The 16,381-nt window shown below is 72.4% G+C and carries 10 protein-coding genes; 5 read left to right on the top strand and 5 right to left on the bottom strand.

The features are described from left to right. The first annotated feature begins 15 nt into the window (after nt 1-15). On the top strand, nt 16-4,536 hold the full coding sequence (locus AC5L3Z_RS00525) for a LamG-like jellyroll fold domain-containing protein (RefSeq protein ID WP_494838701.1): 4,521 nt from the start codon (nt 16-18) through the stop codon (nt 4,534-4,536). Between the two features lie 155 nt (nt 4,537-4,691). Then, complete coding sequence (locus AC5L3Z_RS00520) at nt 4,692-9,374, top strand: DUF8189 domain-containing protein (RefSeq protein WP_494838700.1); 4,683 nt, start codon at nt 4,692-4,694, stop codon at nt 9,372-9,374. A 103-nt stretch (nt 9,375-9,477) separates the two neighbouring features. Here AC5L3Z_RS00520 and AC5L3Z_RS00515 read toward each other — a convergent pair whose 3' ends face one another. The 5 genes from AC5L3Z_RS00515 to AC5L3Z_RS00495 form a co-directional block, all read right to left on the bottom strand. Beyond that, the gene (locus AC5L3Z_RS00515) at nt 9,478-10,746 is read right to left on the bottom strand and encodes a hypothetical protein (protein WP_494838699.1); all 1,269 of its coding nucleotides are present in this window, start codon (nt 10,744-10,746) and stop codon (nt 9,478-9,480) included. A 723-nt stretch (nt 10,747-11,469) separates the two neighbouring features. Beyond that, nucleotides 11,470-11,805 carry a YrdB family protein gene (locus AC5L3Z_RS00510; protein WP_494838698.1) on the bottom strand — a complete coding sequence of 112 codons (336 nt, stop codon included), beginning with the start codon at nt 11,803-11,805 and terminating at the stop codon, nt 11,470-11,472. Beyond that, on the bottom strand, nt 11,802-12,383 hold the full coding sequence (locus tag AC5L3Z_RS00505) for a TetR/AcrR family transcriptional regulator (RefSeq protein ID WP_494838697.1): 582 nt from the start codon (nt 12,381-12,383) through the stop codon (nt 11,802-11,804). Before AC5L3Z_RS00505 ends, AC5L3Z_RS00510 begins: the two co-directional genes overlap by 4 nt. Next, entirely contained in the window at nt 12,376-13,167 is a 792-nt protein-coding gene (locus tag AC5L3Z_RS00500) for an alpha/beta fold hydrolase (protein WP_494838695.1), read from the bottom strand. The genes AC5L3Z_RS00505 and AC5L3Z_RS00500 overlap by 8 nt, the downstream gene beginning before the upstream one ends. Before the next feature lie 108 nt (nt 13,168-13,275). Beyond that, nucleotides 13,276-14,196, bottom strand: coding sequence for a proline dehydrogenase family protein (locus AC5L3Z_RS00495; RefSeq protein ID WP_494838693.1), 921 nt, complete (start codon nt 14,194-14,196; stop codon nt 13,276-13,278). Between the two features lie 131 nt (nt 14,197-14,327). On the opposite strand from AC5L3Z_RS00495, the gene AC5L3Z_RS00490 reads away from it, so the two are divergent. Genes AC5L3Z_RS00490 through AC5L3Z_RS00480 form a run of 3 tightly spaced genes read left to right on the top strand, consistent with a single transcriptional unit; the run spans nt 14,328 to nt 16,366 of the window. After that, nucleotides 14,328-14,603 carry a hypothetical protein gene (locus tag AC5L3Z_RS00490; protein WP_334525314.1) on the top strand — a complete coding sequence of 92 codons (276 nt, stop codon included), beginning with the start codon at nt 14,328-14,330 and terminating at the stop codon, nt 14,601-14,603. 1 nt (nt 14,604) lies between these two features. Then, the gene (locus AC5L3Z_RS00485; protein WP_494838691.1) at nt 14,605-15,771 is read left to right on the top strand and encodes a glutathionylspermidine synthase family protein; all 1,167 of its coding nucleotides are present in this window, start codon (nt 14,605-14,607) and stop codon (nt 15,769-15,771) included. Nucleotides 15,772-15,790: 19 nt separating this feature from the next. Then, entirely contained in the window at nt 15,791-16,366 is a 576-nt protein-coding gene (locus tag AC5L3Z_RS00480) for a CGNR zinc finger domain-containing protein (protein WP_494838690.1), read from the top strand. Nucleotides 16,367-16,381 lie beyond the last annotated feature (15 nt).

Below are 16,381 nucleotides of genomic sequence, written 5' to 3'. Positions count from 1 at the left end.
GGGAGGCACCTCTTCATGCCCAGAAACGGCCCTCCAGATCGGACGAGAGGGAGCAGAGCTGTCGCGACCGGCGTCGCCGCCAGCCTCTTCCTGGCCACCGCGGCCACGTCCCTGACCATCTCGCCGGCCGCCGCCGCGCCGGCGACGAAGCCGGCCCCGAAGCCGGCCGGTGGCGCGCTCAGCGTCGACCAGGCCATGGCGCAGGCGAAGCGCACCGGCAAGCCGGTCGAGGCGACCGCGGCCGGCACCTCGACCTCGACGTACACCGCCCGCCCCGACGGCACCGTCGAGCTGACCCAGTCCGCCGTACCCACCCGCACCCGGGTCGACGGCCGGTGGAAGGACCTCGACCCGACCCTGGTCCGGCAGGCCGACGGCAGCATCACCGCCGCCGTCACCACCAACCCGATCCGCGTCTCCGCCGGCGGCACCGGCCCCCTGGCCGAGATGACCAGCGGTGATCGAGCCCTGTCCGTCACCGCACCACTGGCCCTACCCGCGCCGACCCTCGACGGACCCACCGCCACCTACGCCGACGTGCTACCCGGCGTCGACCTCACCGTGCGGGTCACCGGCGAGGGCGCCTTCTCCCACGTCTTCGTGGTCAAGAACCGCACCGCCGCCGCCAACCCAAGGCTCAGCACCCTGGACCTGGCCACCACCGCCAGGAACGTCAACCTGGCCGCCGACCCGGCCGGCAACATCAGCGGACGCGACCGCACCGGCCGCACTGTGCTCGCCGCGCCGGCCCCCGCCATGTGGGACTCCGCCGCCATTGCCACCAGCCAGGCCGGCCCCACCAGCCGGGCCGCCACGTCCAGCCCCGCCGCCCCCGGCCGCGGCGCCCGGACCGCCGCCATCGGCGTCAAGATCGCGGCCGGCAAGCTCCGCCTCACTCCCGACCGGGGCATGTTGGACGACGCGAGGACCGTCTACCCGGTCTACATCGACCCGACGTTCACCTGGACGCCGATCGGCCAGAAGATGTCTGCCTGGGCGACCATCTCCTTCCAGCACCAGTCGACCAACTACTGGAAGAACACCCCCGACCTCATCGGCCGGATGCAGGTCGGCAACTCCGGCCTCCAACGCTCCAACACCCTGATCAACTTTCCGGTCCCCCACGGCACCCTAACCGGGGCGGAGATCTACGACGCGTTCTTCAAGATCACCAACACGAAGTCGTGGAACTGCACCGACAAGACCGTCAACGTCTACGCCCCCGGCACGACCCTGACCTCCAGCAACGCCACCTGGAACTACTGGGAGTCACAGAGCAAGGGCCCGCTGGCCGCCTCCAAGAGCTTCGCCTACGGCTACAGCGGCTGCGACGCCGCCGCCGTCTCCTTCGACGTCAGCAGCCAGATCAGGACCGACGTCACCAACAAGAAGGACACCCGAACCCTCTGGATGGTCGCCGCCAACGAGGCCAGCGACACCCAGAGCTGGAAGGAGTTCCTCGAGACCAGCCCGACGCTGACCATCCGCTACAACCACAAGCCCAACACCCCGACGGGGATGACCACCTCGCCGACGACGTCCTGCGCCGCGGCCACCCCCACGATCGTCGGCGACACCGCGGTCTCGCTCTACGCCCCGGTCTCCGATCCCAACAGGGGCACCCTCGGGGTCACCTTCAAGGTCTGGAAGGACGACCCTGCCCAGACCCCGATTGCCTCCACGGACCCGAACTCGCTGACGGACTCCTCGGGTAGCACCGCGGTCTACATCGTGCCCCGGGAGACGCTCGCCAAGGCAGCGGGCGTCGTCCCAGACGTCAGCAACGGCGTGAAGACGACCTTCGCCTGGAAGGTCCAGGTCACGGACTTCCGCACCGCCAGCAACTGGTCGGCCACCTGCAGGTTCACCTTCGACGCCACGCGCGCCGGCCCGCCGAAGATCGTCCCGCCCACCAGTCAGATGACGATCGGCCAACCGGCCACCTTCACGATCACGCCTCCGGCGAGCGGGACCACCCCCACCAGCTACGCCTACCAGCTGAACGCGGCGCCGCCGGTGCCCGTCACGGCCGACAGCAACGGCAACGCGAGCATCACCGTCACGCCGACCCGCTTCACCAACATGATCGCGGTCACCAGCGTGACCGCCGCCGGGAAGAACTTCGGTGAGACGGACGTTCTCCCCTTCAACTCCAATCCGCCGCCCACGCCCGCCCCGGAGGGGGACCTGACCGGTGACGGCAGGGCGGATCTGCTGACCGTCGGTTCGACCAACAACCTGGGGCCCGGGCTCTGGCTGGCCGAGAACAACGGCGAGGCGGGCCTCAACCCTGCCATCAGCAACATGGGTGCCCGGGGCAACGGCGTCACGGGCAACAACTCCCCCGCCGACTTTAACGGCGCCCAGGTGCTCACGGGCCGGTTCACCGGGGGCAGCTTCCAGGATGTGCTGGTCTACTACCCCGCCGGCGACAACGCCGGTGGTGGCGGGGTCATCGCCGGCAACGGTGACGGCTCGGTCCTGATGCCGGAGCACAGCGTCCAGGTCAACATCGATCCGCAGTCACTGTGGGACCAGAACAACAATTCCCCCATCCAGCTGGCCAACGTCGGCGACAGTCGTGGCTCGGGATGGGTCTTCCCCGACCTGGTCGGCACCAGCGGCGACGCCACGAACGGCTACCAGCTGACCTACTACTTCACCAATCCGACCACCGCCGGCTACTACGGGACGGCCTCGACCGGCGCGCTCACCCCGACCGGGGGCACCGACTGGAACAACTGGACCATCACCGCCGCTCCGACGAGCACCGGCAACGCCGTGTTCCTGTGGAACCGCACCACCGGGGCCCTGCACCTCTGGACCGACCTGCGCTACGACGAGAACACCGGGCAGGTGAGCTACACGGCCCGTACCCTCGCCGCCTCGGGGTGGAACACCGGCGCCTCCCTGTCCCTGCGGGCAGGGGACAGCAACGGCGACGGCATCGCGGACCTGTGGACCGTCGGCGCCGGCGCGCTCACCACCACCTGGCTGGTGACCAACCTCCAGGCGGGCAGCGCCACCATCACCGTCCAGCCGAAGCAGACGCTGATCACCTCGGACCACACCTGGCAGTTCGACGACCAGGAGAGCGGAGCGGTGACCACCGCCACGGACCTCTCCGGCGGGAAGTCGCTCGGCGTGGAGGTGCATCCGGCGGGCACCGAAGGATCGAACGCGATCTGGCGCGACGGTGATCTCTTCAGCCCGGCCGTCGTCATGAACACGGACGACAGCGGGACCGTGGTCGACCTCACCAAGAAGACGGCGCTCACCGTCAACGAACGCTTGATCGACACGACCAAGTCGTTCAGCATCTCGGTCTGGGCCAAGCCGACCGCCGCAGGTGGGGTCATCGCCAGCGAGGACGGCGCGAACGCGTCGCGCTTCCTGCTCTGGAACAACGCGAGCGACAACACCTGGCGCTTCGGACTGGGCAACGCCGACAGCGGGTGGTCGTACACCCAGGTGGTGACGCCGGCCGGGACGGCGCTGGGAGTCTGGACGCACCTGATGGCGACGTACAACGCCGAGACCCGGACGATCTCGCTCTACGTGAACGGCGTGCACAAGGGCAGCACCGTGTACACCGCGACGCCGACCTGGCCGAGCACCGGCAAGTTCGTGGTGGGCCGGTACCTCTACCAGGGGGTCCCGACCGCTCACTACGCCGGCATGCTCAGCAACCTCCAGGTGTGGAAGCGGGCGCTCACCCCGGCCCAGGTCGGGGCGACCAACACCGCGAAGGTCGGCGCACTGACTCCGTTCGGGGCGACCACCTGGACGCCGCCGGGTACCGGCACGGCGCAGACCGACATCTACGCCACCGACACCGACGGCAACCTGTGGAAGTACCGCAGGCAGCCCCCCTCGATGACTTCGCCACTTCCGAAGGACCAACTGAGCGGGACAGCGCGCCTCATGTCGCCCGGCTGGGACCAGTTCACGTCGTTCGGGATCGCGGACATGGACCACGACGGCTACCAGGACCTCGTCGTCCGGGACAACACGTCCTGCAATCTCCAGGTCTTCCTCGGCACCGCCGACGACCTGAGCCCGACGCCCACCTTCCTGGGCGCCCAGTGGTGCAGCTTCCGCCCGTACGGGGTGGCCGACTACAACCGGGACGGATTCCAGGACGTCCTCACCGCGGGTACGACCAACGACCTGTGGGTCTACCCGGGTGACCTGAAGGGCGGCAAGTCGACCCGGATCGACATCGGCGACGGCTGGGGCACCGACTACATCTCCTTCGGCGTCGCCAACGTCGTCGGGGACGCCACGCCGGACATGTACGGACGGCAGACGAGCACCGGCATCCTGCGGCTGTACGACTTCCCGGGCGGTGCGGCGCACATCAAGCAGGTCGGTATCGGCTGGGGCGGCTACACCTCCTTCGGCCTGACCGACTTCAACCGGGACGGCAGGCCGGACGTCATCGCCCGGGAGAACTCGACCGGCATCCTCTGGATGTATCCGGGGGCGGCGGACGGAATGCTGGCCGCCCGAAGCCAACTCGCCTCGGGTTGGTGACCTGACGACGGCGGGTCGGGCCTGCGGGTCCGGCCCGCCGTCGTCCATCTCAGCTCCCGTATCCCGTTCATCCCGCCGGCGCGCGTGCCGACCGGCGGGCCAGTCGTCCACGAAAGGCCGCACCGCGCGGCCGCGTCCTAGGGAGTCACCTCTCGATGTCCATAAGGCCATTCCCAGGTTCCAGTCGCCTGGTCGCGTCCGCCACGGCGGCCGGCCTGCTACTGAGCACCGTCGCCGCCGCCGTCGCCGGTGCGCCCGTCGCCGCCGCGCCCGCCTCCCCGGCCGCCGCGCCGGCCGCCACCCCGCTCGGGGTGGACCAGGCCATGACGCAGGCCCGCCGTACCGGCAGGCCGGTCGAGGCGACGGCTGCCGGCACCCCCAGCGCCACGGTCACCGCCCGCCCGGACGGGGTGGTCGAGCTGACCCAGTCGGCCGTGCCGACCCGCACCCGGGTCGACGGCCGGTGGAAGGACCTCGACCCCACCCTGGTCCGGCACGCCGACGGCAGCATCACCGCCGCCGTCACCACCAGCCCGATCCGGCTCTCGCCCGGCGGCACCGGGCCACTGGCCGAGATGACCAGCGGCAGCCGGGCCCTGTCGTTCACCGCACCGCTGGCCCTCCCGAAGCCCACCCTGTCCGGGCCCACCGCCACCTACGCCGAGGTGCTGCCCGGGGTGGACCTCACCGTGCGGGTCACCGGTGAGGGCTCGTTCTCGCACGTCTTCGTGGTCAAGAACCGCGCCGCGGCGGCCAACCCGAAGCTGGCCCGCCTCGACCTGGCCACCACCGCCCGGAACATCAGCCTCACCGCCGACGCGGCCGGCAACATCACCGGCCGGGACGCCCACGGTGAGACGGTGATCACCGCTCCGGCTCCGGTCATGTGGGACTCCACCGGCACCGCCACGGCAGGTCCGGCGGCCCGTGGCGCGGCGTCGACCAGCGCCGCACCGGGGCAGGCGGCGAAGACGGCCCCGATCGGAGTGCGGATCGCCGCGGGCAAGCTCCACCTGACCCCGGACCGGAAGCTGCTGGACGACACCAGGACCGTCTACCCGGTCTTCATCGACCCGACGTTCACCTGGACGCCGGTCGGCCCGAAGATGTCCGGCTGGGCCACCATCTCCTACCAGCACCAGTCCACCAACTACTGGAAGAACACCCCCGACCTCATCGGACGCATGCAGGTCGGCAACTCCGGCAGCCAACGCTCCAACACCCTGATCAACTTCCCGGTCCCCCACAGCACCCTGACCGGAGCGACGATCAACTCGGCCACCTTCAAGATCACCAACACCCGGTCGTGGAGCTGCACCGACAAGACCGTCAACGTCTACGCCCCCAGCACCGTGCTCACCTCCGGCAACGCCACCTGGAACTACTGGGAGACCCAGAGCAACGGACCCCTGGCCGCCTCCAAGAGCTTCGCCCACGGCTACAGCGGCTGCGACGCCGCCGCCGTCTCCTTCGACGTCACCAACCAGATCAAGGCCGACGTCACCGCAAAGAAGCCCACCCGCACCCTGCGGATGATCGCCGCCAACGAGGCCAGCGACACCCAGAGCTGGAAGGAGTTCCTGGAGACCAGCCCGACGCTGACGATCCTCTACAACCACAAGCCGAACAAGCCGACCGGCCTGACCACCTCCCCGAGGACGGCCTGCGCGGGCGGCACCGTCGTGGGCGACGCCTCCGTCTCGCTCTACGCCCCGGTCTCGGACCCCAACGGCGGCACCCTCGGCGTCAGCTTCAAGCTGTGGAAGTCCTCCGACACCACGCAGACGCCGCTCGCCTCGTCCAACCCGAGCCTGCTGACCTACTCCTCCGGCTCCACCGCGGTCCTCGTCGTACCGGTCGGCACCCTCCGCACGGCGGCCGGCGTCACCGCCACCAACGGCGGCCAGCCGACGAGCTTCTCCTGGAAGGTCCAGGCCACCGACTTCGGCGCCACCGGCGACTGGTCGGAGCCGTGCTCGTTCACCTTCGACCCAACCCGCCCCGGAGCGCCCGGGGTGCCGGACCCGGCGGACGGCTCCACCACGATCGGCGAACCGTTCAGCATCGACGTGACCAAGGCGAGCGGCACCGACCCGAGCGGGTACGTCTACCAGCTCAACGCGGGCCCGCCCGTCGACGTGACCGCCACGAACGGTGCCGCCACGATCACCGTCGTCCCCACCCGTTTCACCAACACGCTGACCGTCACCAGCGTCTCCGCCGGCGGGAACATCGGCGACAGCGCCAGCGTCACCTTCAACTCCAACCCGGCGGCCACCGCACCGGACGGCGACCTCAACGGCGACGACGCGCCGGACCTGGTGACGGTCGGCGCCACCCGCGGACTCCCACCCGGGCTGTGGCTCGCCCCGGGCGGCAGTGAGCACAGCGCCGTGGCCGGCACCAACATCGGTGCCCGCGGCAACGGGGTGACGGGCCTCAACTCGCCGACCGACTTCACCGGCGCGCAGATCGCCACCGGCCACTTCACCGGCACCGGGCTCCAGGACGTCCTCGTCTACTACCCCACCGGCGCCAACGCCGGGACCGGCGGCATCCTCCGCGCCAACGGCGACGGGTCGGTCATCCAGGCCCAGCTCAGCGGCAACCAGTTCAGCCTCTCCCGGGACCTGCTCACGGACTCGGACGGGACCGTGCCGGTACAGCTGGCGAACGCCGGGAACAGCAGCGGGGCGGGTACCGGTTACCCGGAGCTGATCGGCGTCAGCGGCGATGCCACCGTGGGCCACCATCTGACGTACTACTCGAACTTCTTCGCCACCGGTCTCTACGGCAATCCCCTCCGGATCAACCGGGCGACCCCGACCGGCGGCACCGACTGGGAGAACTGGACGATCACCACGGCCCAGCTGGCCGGGGGCACCGCGATGTTCCTGTGGAACCGTACGACCGGGGCCCTGCACCTCTGGACGGGGCTCGCCTTCGACGGTGTCGACCAGCTCACCTACACGCCGTACCAGCTCTCCACGAGCTGGAACCCCGGCGCGGACCTCGCGCTGCGGGCCGCCGACATCAACAGTGACGGCACCGCGGACCTGTGGACCGTCGCGGCGGGCGGAGTGACGAAGGCGTGGCACGTCACCGGCCTGACCGGTGGCGCCGGCACGATCACCGCGCAGCCCGCGCAGACCCTGGTCACCTCCACCCACGCCTGGCAGCTCAACGACGGCACCAGCGGCGCCGTGACCACCGCCAAGGACACGGTCGGCACCCTGAACGCCACCGGCAACGCCGGTGTCACCTGGAGCACCGGGGACGCCTTCGACCCGGACGTCGTCTTCGACGGCACCAGCGGCGCCCTGTACACCGCCTCGTCGGCGATCGACACCAACGCCGACTTCACCGTCTCCGCCTGGGTCAAGCCGACCGTACTCGGCGGGACGGTGCTGTCCCAGGACGGCACCAACACCGCGGGTTTCAAACTCTGGACCGACGCCGGTGACAAGTCGTGGCGGTTCGCCATGCCGCGCACCGACGCCACCAGCCCGACGTACGACACGGCGGTCAGCGCTCCCGGCACGGCCCGACCGGGGGTCTGGACGCACGTCATGGCCAGCTTCACCAGGTCGAGCGGGGCGATGACCCTGTACGTCAGCGGCGTCAACGCCGGACGCGCCACCCACACCACCGGGTGGAGCGCCACCGGCGCCTTCCGGATGGGCAGCCACCGGACGGCCGCCAGCAGTCACGGCGGCTGGTTCAAGGGTGAGCTCGCCTACGCGCAGACCTGGAACCGGGTCTGGACCATCGACGCGGACACGGCCGCCAGCGGCGACGTGGCGGTGGTCAAGTCGGCCACCGGCACCCTGCTCGCCTACCGGCGCGGCGCGGACGGCTGGATCTGGGGCAGCGGCCAGGGCACCGTGGGTGGCGCCTTCGGCAACTGGGTTCGGATCGGCAACCGGAGCGGCTTCATCGGCAGCCCGACGGCGTTGAAGGCGGCCAACGGCACGATCGTCGTCTACGCCCGGGGCATCGACAACCAGATGTACGGGGTGGGTCAGCCGGCGGTCGGCTCACCGTTCGCCGACTGGAAGCTCGTGGGCACGGGCCAGCCCGCCGCCGGCTTCATCAGCGATCCGAGCGTCGTGCTGTCCAGTGCGGACACGATCGCGATCTACGCCCGGGCGGCCGACGGTTGGGTGTGGGGCGTGTCCCAGACGGCCGTGGGCGCGGCGTTCGGCAACTGGGTGCGGATCGGCGTGGGCGGGGCCGGGGTGGCCTCCCGGCCGCACGTCATGATGAACGGCTCCGGCGCCATCGTGATGTACATCCGGGGCACCGACAACAGGATCCACGGCGTGGGCCAGCCCTCGCCCGGTACCGCGTTCGGCACCTGGCAGGACATCGGCACGGGCGGCCCCACCGGCGGCTTCGTCGGTGACCCGGTCGGGCTGCTCACCCCGAGCGGTCGGTTCGTGCTCTACGCCCGCGGGGCGGACGGCAAGTTCTGGGGCGCCGGCCAGTCCACCGTCGGCGGGCCGTTCGGCGCCTGGTTCGTCATCGGTACGGGGCAACCCACGTTCGTGGGCGACCCGGCTCCGCTGCTGACCTCCAGCGACCGGATCGTGCTCTACGGCCGGGCCACCGACGGCAGGATCTGGGGCTCCGGTCAGTCCACCGTCGGCGGCGCCTTCGGCGCCTGGGGTGTCATGGGCACCGGGACCCCCACGGTCGGTTTCGGCAGCGACCCGACGCCGGCGTTGAACGGCAGCAGCCTGCTCACGCTGGTCGCCCGGAGTGCCGACAACCGGATCTGGACCGCCGCCCAGCCGTCCGCCGGCACGGCCTACGGCACCTGGACGGAGATTCCCTGATCCGACCGTGACCGTGGGTGAGCGGCTCTGATCCGCACCCGCTCGCAAAGCCCGTCCCGCGTCGACCCCCGGTCGGCGCGGGACGGTGCGTATCTGCCGGGGCTCAGGAAGCGACGGCCCGGGCGTACCTGACGCAGTCGTCGTGCAGCGTCGTCCAGCGCTCACCGAACACCTGCTCGGCGGCGCGGTCGACCGGGACGCGCCGGTGCACCACGGCCCGGAAGAAGTCGAGGACCGGCTGCTCGCCGTACCGGTCGACGAGGTGGTGGACGGCGAGGTAGCCGACGCCGTAGCTGCCGCCGACCCGGTCCGCGGGGGCGTCGTCGGCCGGAGCCAGGCTGTCCAGCCGGCCGTTCCAATCCGCGCCGGCCAGCCGGCGGACCTGGTCGAGCCCCTCGTAGCGGAGGACGGGTGCGCCGTCCGCGCCGGCGTACTCGGCGAGCCCCTCCATCAGCCACCAGGTGTCCCGGGCGGAATGTCCGCGCGCGGGTAGGGAGGCGGCGTGGGTCAGCTCGTGGCGCAGCAGCTCACCGACGCCGGTGGGCCGCAGCGTCTCGGCGTTGAGCACCACCTCGTGGTGGCCGCCGCCGATGCTGACCGCGTATCCGGCCGTCCATGCCGGACGTCCGCCGCCGTACCAGCGCTTCCACTCGGCGCGGCCGGCGTAGAAGATCCGGTAGCGGACGGGGGGCGTGCCGGCGATCGCGTACCGGTCGGCGACCCGCGCCGCCGCCTCGGCCTCGGCGAGCAGGCCGGGCAGTTTCCCGCGCAGCGCCAGAGTGGTGGCAACGATGGTCCGTTCGCCGACCGCGACGGCCAGCTCGCTGACCTCCCAGGGCCGGGCGCCGGTCCGCCCGTAGCGGGACTCCTCGACGGCGACCAGCACCGGCGTGTCGCCAACCTCCCGCCAGCGGGTGACGACCGGCACGGGGCTGGGCGTGCAGTCCGGCACGACCAGGCAGTAGCGGAGGGTGACGGGCTGCCGCCACTGGCCCGGGCGTTGCGGGTCGGGGGTGGGTCGGCCGTCCGGCTCGGCCCGCCACACGGTGACTCGCAGCGCCCGCAGCGCGGCGAAGCGGCGGGTGAGGCCGGCCCGGGCCGCCGGCTCGGCGATCGCGAGGAAGCCGGCCCGATCGCCGTCGCGGAGGGCGCGGGACTGCCGGTCGAGCTGGGCGGCGATCCGCTCGCCGAGCCGCCGGGCGGCCGACACCGCCGGCTCCTCCGCGCCGGCTGCGTTCCGCGTCGGCGGGCGCGTCGCGTCGGCCCCCAACACCACCGGGAGGCCACCGCTCAGCGCCGCGAGGACCAGCGCGAGCGCCGTCCGGCGCGGCCACCGCGGGCGCGGGCGCGGCGGGTCCACCGGGTCGGTCACCGGCGAAGGGTACGACCGATCGGGCGATCCCGGCCAGCGCCACCCGCGCGTCGAAGGTGACGCCGGCACGGCCCACGCCGACGGTCACGTGTGGAGCCGGCGTCCTTTAGAGCTGATGTCGTCAACGAATCAGCGTCAGCAACGGTTGACGGTGAACCGCGGAGGAACACGCCGCCGAGCACAGGAGCAGGTCGCCGAGGCAGGGGCGGGCCGCCAAGCCAGGCTCGGGGTGCCGAACGGCGCGGGTGCGGTCGGCGCCGTGTGACGACGCGGATGCCGGCGCAGGTGCCGGCGCGGATGCCGGCGCGGATGCCGGCGCGGATGCCGGCGCGGATGCCGGCGCGGATGCCGGCGCGGATGCCGGCGGGGGTGTCGGCGGGGGTGCCGGCGCGGGTGCCGGTTGTCAGCGGTCGGGCGCGGGACGCTGGCTGATTCGTCTACGACATCAGCTCTAAAGGCGCCGAAGCGACCAGCCGGGGGCAGCGGGCCGACTCGAAGGCAGCCTCAGGGCGCACGGCCGGAGGCACCGTGATCGAGCATCAGGCAGAGCGGGCCGGAGCAGCCGAGGCCCGGGCCGGAACGCCCGGCACACCGGCCGCACCACCGGAGGCACGCGGATCGAGCGCCCGGCACACCGACCCCAATGAGGGGCAGCCGGATCGAGCGCCCGCAGGCCGAGCCCCAGCCGCCGGGACAGCAAACGGTGCCGGTGGCGCGGGTGGCTCAGGCGGGGTGACCGGCGCGGGTCAGCATCGCGCGGTCGACCGCCCAGACGACGAGCAGGCCCAGCGCCAGGAGCGGGTGGCCGGCCAGGACCAGCAGCAGGCCGGCGACCAGGAAGCAGGCCGCCTGCACGGCGTACTTCGCGGCCGGGCTGAGCGGCACCCGCGCCTTCGGTGAGCAGCAGGTCCCCCAGACCACCGCGATCAGCAGCGGCGCGCCGACCCCGGCCAGCAGCCGTACGGCCGGTCCGGCGTCGAGGGTGGCGCCCCACCACGCGGCGGCGGCCAGCATCGCCACCTCCACCAGGAGGGCGACCGCCAGCAGCGCGGCCTTCACCGGGATCTCCCCGGCTCGGGCCAGGACCGGAACGCGATGTCGAGGGCGGACACCAGCTGGTCGAACGAGGAGTCGACGTCCCGGGGCAGCCCGAACCCGCCGGCCGCCTCCAGGGTCAGGAAGCCGTGCAGGGCGCTGCGCAGCGCCCGGGTGGCGTCCACCGCCGCGTCGCCGGTGAGGCCGTACCCCCGCAGGATCGCGTAGATCGCGCCGACGGCGCGGTCCCCGGCCGCGACGTGCTCGGGGTCGGCGGGGTCGGGTACCCGTTGGGTGGCCGGGTAGCGGCCCGGATGCCGCCGGGCGTAGTCGCGGTAGGCGGCGGCGACGGCGCGCAGCGCGTCGCCGCCGGCCCGGCCGGCCGCGGCGGTGGTCAGCTCGGTGGCGAGTTCGGCGGTGGCCAGCGCGGCGAGCCGCTGGGTCAGGGCGTCGACTCCCCGGACGTGCTTGTAGAGGCTGGGCAGGGCGACGCCGAGCCGGCCGGCCAGCGCGGCAAGGGTGAGCCGCTCGTAGCCGACCTCGTCGGCGAGCCGGGCCGCCTCGCGCACCACGGTCTGCGGGGTGAGCCCGGCCCTAGGCACGGGTGGTCACCGCCAGGAACTCGACCAGCTGTGCCGCGGTGGCCTCGGGCTGGTCGGCGTGCGGGTAGTGGCCGGAGTCGGCGATCATGCGGGCCTCGGCGGTGGCGAAGAGGCGGCGGGCGGCGCGCGCCTCGGCGCCCGGGTCGGCGAAGTCGGGATCCTTCGCGCCCATCAGCACCAGCACCGGCTGCCGCAAGTCGGTCGCCCGAGCCGTCCAGTGCGGGTCGACCGGCGCGATCACGCCGCGGACCGCCGCCATCCGGCCGCGCAGGCCGGCGACCAGCTCCTTGCGGTACGCGGCGTCGTCGGCGGGCCGGCCGCAGGGAAAGAGCGTCCGGTGGAACATGCCGAACAGCCGGGGACTGCGCAGCACGGCCGCCTGGGCGAGCCGCATCGCCGGGTTGGGCCTGGGCTGGGCGACGAACGCGCCGATCTGCACGATGCCGTTGACCAGCTCGGGCGCGTCGCCGGCGGCGAGGACCACGGCCGCGGCGCTGGACGAGCTGCCGACCAGGGTGGCCGGGCCGCCGAGGGTACGGACCACGGCCAGCAGGTCGGCGCCGACCTCGGCGGGGGCGTACGAGGGCCAGCCGGCGCTGGACGCGCCGTGCCCCCGGACGTCCACCGACGCGACCCGGTAACCGGCTGCGACCAGCAGCGGCACCAGGTGGCGGAAGGAACGTCGGTTCTCCCCCATGCCGTGCGAGAGGACCACCAGCGGCCCCTCACCACTGACCTCGTAGGCGATGGTGCCACCGTCCCGCTCCACCCGGCTAATCGTCATAGCCCCGAAGCTAATGTGGTTAGCCAACGCCGTCAAGGCTTCCACGTGAACGACGAACGGGCCGGCGGGACAGCGTCCCACCGGCCCGTTCGGGGCCAGTTCGTCGGATTACTTCTTGGAGAGCAGGGCGCGGCCGAAGAAGGCCAGGTTGGCGGGGCGCTCGGCCAGGCGGCGCATGAGGTAGCCGTACCAGTCCTCGCCGTACGGCAGGTAGGTGCGCACGGTGTAGCCCTCGCCGACCAGGCGGGTCTGCTCCTCCGGCCGGATGCCGTAGAGCATCTGGAACTCGAAGCGCTCCGGGCCGCGGTCGAACCAGCGGGCCCGGTCCTCGCCGATGGCGATCAGGCGCGGGTCGTGGGTGGCCAGCATCGGGTAGCCGTCGCCGGCCATCAGCACGTTCAGGCAGCGCACGTAGGACTTGTCCACCTCGCGGGCGGACTGGTAGGCCACCGACTCCGGCTCCTTGTAGGCGCCCTTGCACAGGCGCACCCGGGACCCGGCGGTGGCCAGCTCACGGCAGTCCGACTCGGTACGCCGCAGGTACGCCTGGAGCACCGCGCCCGTCGACGGGAAGTCCTTGCGCAGCTTGGCCAGCACGTCCAGGGTCGAGTCGGTGGTGGTGTGGTCCTCCATGTCCAGGGTGACCATGGTGCCGGCCTCGTCGGCCGCCGCGCAGATCGCCCGGGCGTTGTCGTACGCCATCTGCTCGTCGAACTTCTGGCCCAGGGCGGAGAGCTTCACGCTGACCTCGGCCGGCGGGGTGAGCCCGGCGGCGGAGAGCAGCCGCAGCAGCTTGAGGTACTCGTCGCGGACGGCGCTGGCCTGTTCGGGAGTGACGGTGTCCTCGCCGAGGTTGTCGATGGTGACCGCGAGGCCGTCGGCGACGAGTTCGCGGGTGGCGCGCAACGCGTCGTCGGTGCCGGCGCCGGCGACGAACCGGCGGACGACGTCCCGGGTGAACGGGGCCGTCGCGATGAGCCGCTCGACCTGGGATGACCGGGAGGCGGCGAGGATGACGGAACGGAGCATGAGCCGAGCGTAACGCCCCTGGGCGGCCCTCCGTCGGGGGGCGGCCGGACCGCCCACGTCCTGGTACCGACCGCGTCACAGGCACCACCGACGGGTGCCCGAAGGTGGCGTTCATCGGTTACAACGATGACGTGGACCGACACCCCCGCCGCCGACTCCGGTCGGCCTCCGTGCAGCTCGGCGCGCTCACCGCGCTGGCGCTGGCCCTCTCCGGCTGCAACAGCGGCTCCGACGACGATGACGACGACTGCGCCCTGGGCCCGGTCGGGGGCGGGGACACCGTGGCGCTCGCCATGCGCGTGCCGTCCGTCACGGCCGACGCCGGCCGCACCGCGCCGCAACCGGTGGCCGCGGCCCTGCCCGAGCGGGGCGGGTTCGGCACCCACCTCGCCTCCTGCGGCGGCTGAGGTGCGCCGCGAGACGGTCACCCCGCGCCCGGACTGGGACGCCACCATCCGCGAGCAGGGCCTGGTGTACGTCGACACCGAGCTGCCCGGCGGCGGCACCATGTCGTACTGGGACGAGACGGCGGCGTACGCCTTCGAGCTGGACGAGGTGCTCCGGCTGGAGGAGGCGACCGAGGAGCTGCACCGGATGTCCGTCGCCGCCGCCGAGCACGTGGTGGCGCGCGGCCGGTACGCCGAGTTCGGCATCCCCGACTGGGCCACCGAGGCGGTCGCCCGGTCGCTGCGGGAGACGCCGCCGACCCTCTACGGCCGCTTCGACCTCGCCTACGACGGCTCCTGGCCGCCGAAGATGCTGGAGTACAACGCCGACACCCCCACCGCGCTGGTCGAGGCGAGCATCATCCAGTGGTACTGGCTGGAGCAGACCCGGCCCGAGGCCGACCAGTGGAACAGCCTGCACGAGCGGCTGGTCGGCGCCTGGGCCAAGATCGGCGCGGGCCTGCACGACCGGCGGGTGCACGTGGTCTGGTCGAACGAGGAGGAGTCCGGCGAGGACCAGATGACCGCCGGCTACCTCGCCGAGACCGCCCACCAGGCCGGGCTGGACGTCACGCTGCTGCCGATCCAGCACCTCGGCTGGGACGGCCGGCGCTTCGTCGACGCGGACGACCGGCCGGTGACCACCTGCTTCAAGCTCTACCCGTGGGAGTGGATGCTGGCCGAGCCGTACGGGCCGCCGGCGCTGGACCCGGGCACCCCGACCACCTGGATCGAGCCGGCCTGGAAGCTGCTGCTGTCGAACAAGGCGCTGCTGGCCGTGCTCTGGGAGCTCTACCCGGGGCACGAGTACCTGCTCCCGGCGTACCTCGACTCGCCGCGCGGGATGCCGGAGTACGTGGCGAAGCCGCTGCTCGGCCGGGAGGGCGGCTCGGTGCGGATCGTCACCCCCGGCGCCGAGATCAGCAATCCGGGCGACTACGGCGACGAGGGATTCTGCTACCAGGAGTTCCGGGCGCTGCCGGAGTTCGCCGGCAACCACACGGTGCTGGGCAGCTGGATCGTCGACGGCGAGTCGGCCGGGCTGGGCGTCCGGGAGAGCCGGAGCCTCATCACGGACGGTTACGCGCGGTTCCTGCCGCACTACATCGACGCGCCGCGTCCGGCGTGAGTCGTCTACCGTTGGTGTCGTGAACTTCGACGCGTACGCCCGGACCGGCGTTGACCTCGTCAACGCCCGCCTGGACGACCTCGACGACCTGCGAGCCATCTTCCCCGACGAGAACGCCTGGATGCGCGACGAGGTCGCGGAGCGTGACCTGGCCACCTTCCGGCGGGCCCAGAAGCGCCTGCGCGACGTCTTCGAGTACGGCACGTCCGGGCGGGACGCCCAGGCGGTGGCCGAGCTGAACGCCCTGCTGGAGGCGTTCCCGGTGCAGCCGCGGATCTCCGGCCACGACTCCAGCGACTGGCACATGCACGTCACCAGCCGGGGCGCCTCGGTCAGCGCGGAATACCTGGCCGGCGCGGCCTGGGGCCTGTCGGTCTGGCTCTGCGAGTACGGCAGCGCCCGGTTCGGGGTCTGCGCGGACGAGCGCTGCGGCAACGTCTACCTGGACACCTCGTCCAACTGCTGCCGCCGGTTCTGCTCCGAGCGCTGCGCCACCCGCTCCCATGTGGCCGCGCACCGGGCCCGCAAGCGCGCCGCCATCGGCGAGCAGGTCGGCGTCCCGGCCCAGCCCGACTCCCTCACCCCGGTCAGCTGACCCCACCTCACCAGC

The sequence above is a fragment of the Micromonospora sp. LZ37 genome (genome assembly GCF_059359015.1).
The sequence above is the reverse complement of the archived record's forward strand: the minus strand, read 5'-3'. Positions and strand labels throughout refer to the sequence as shown.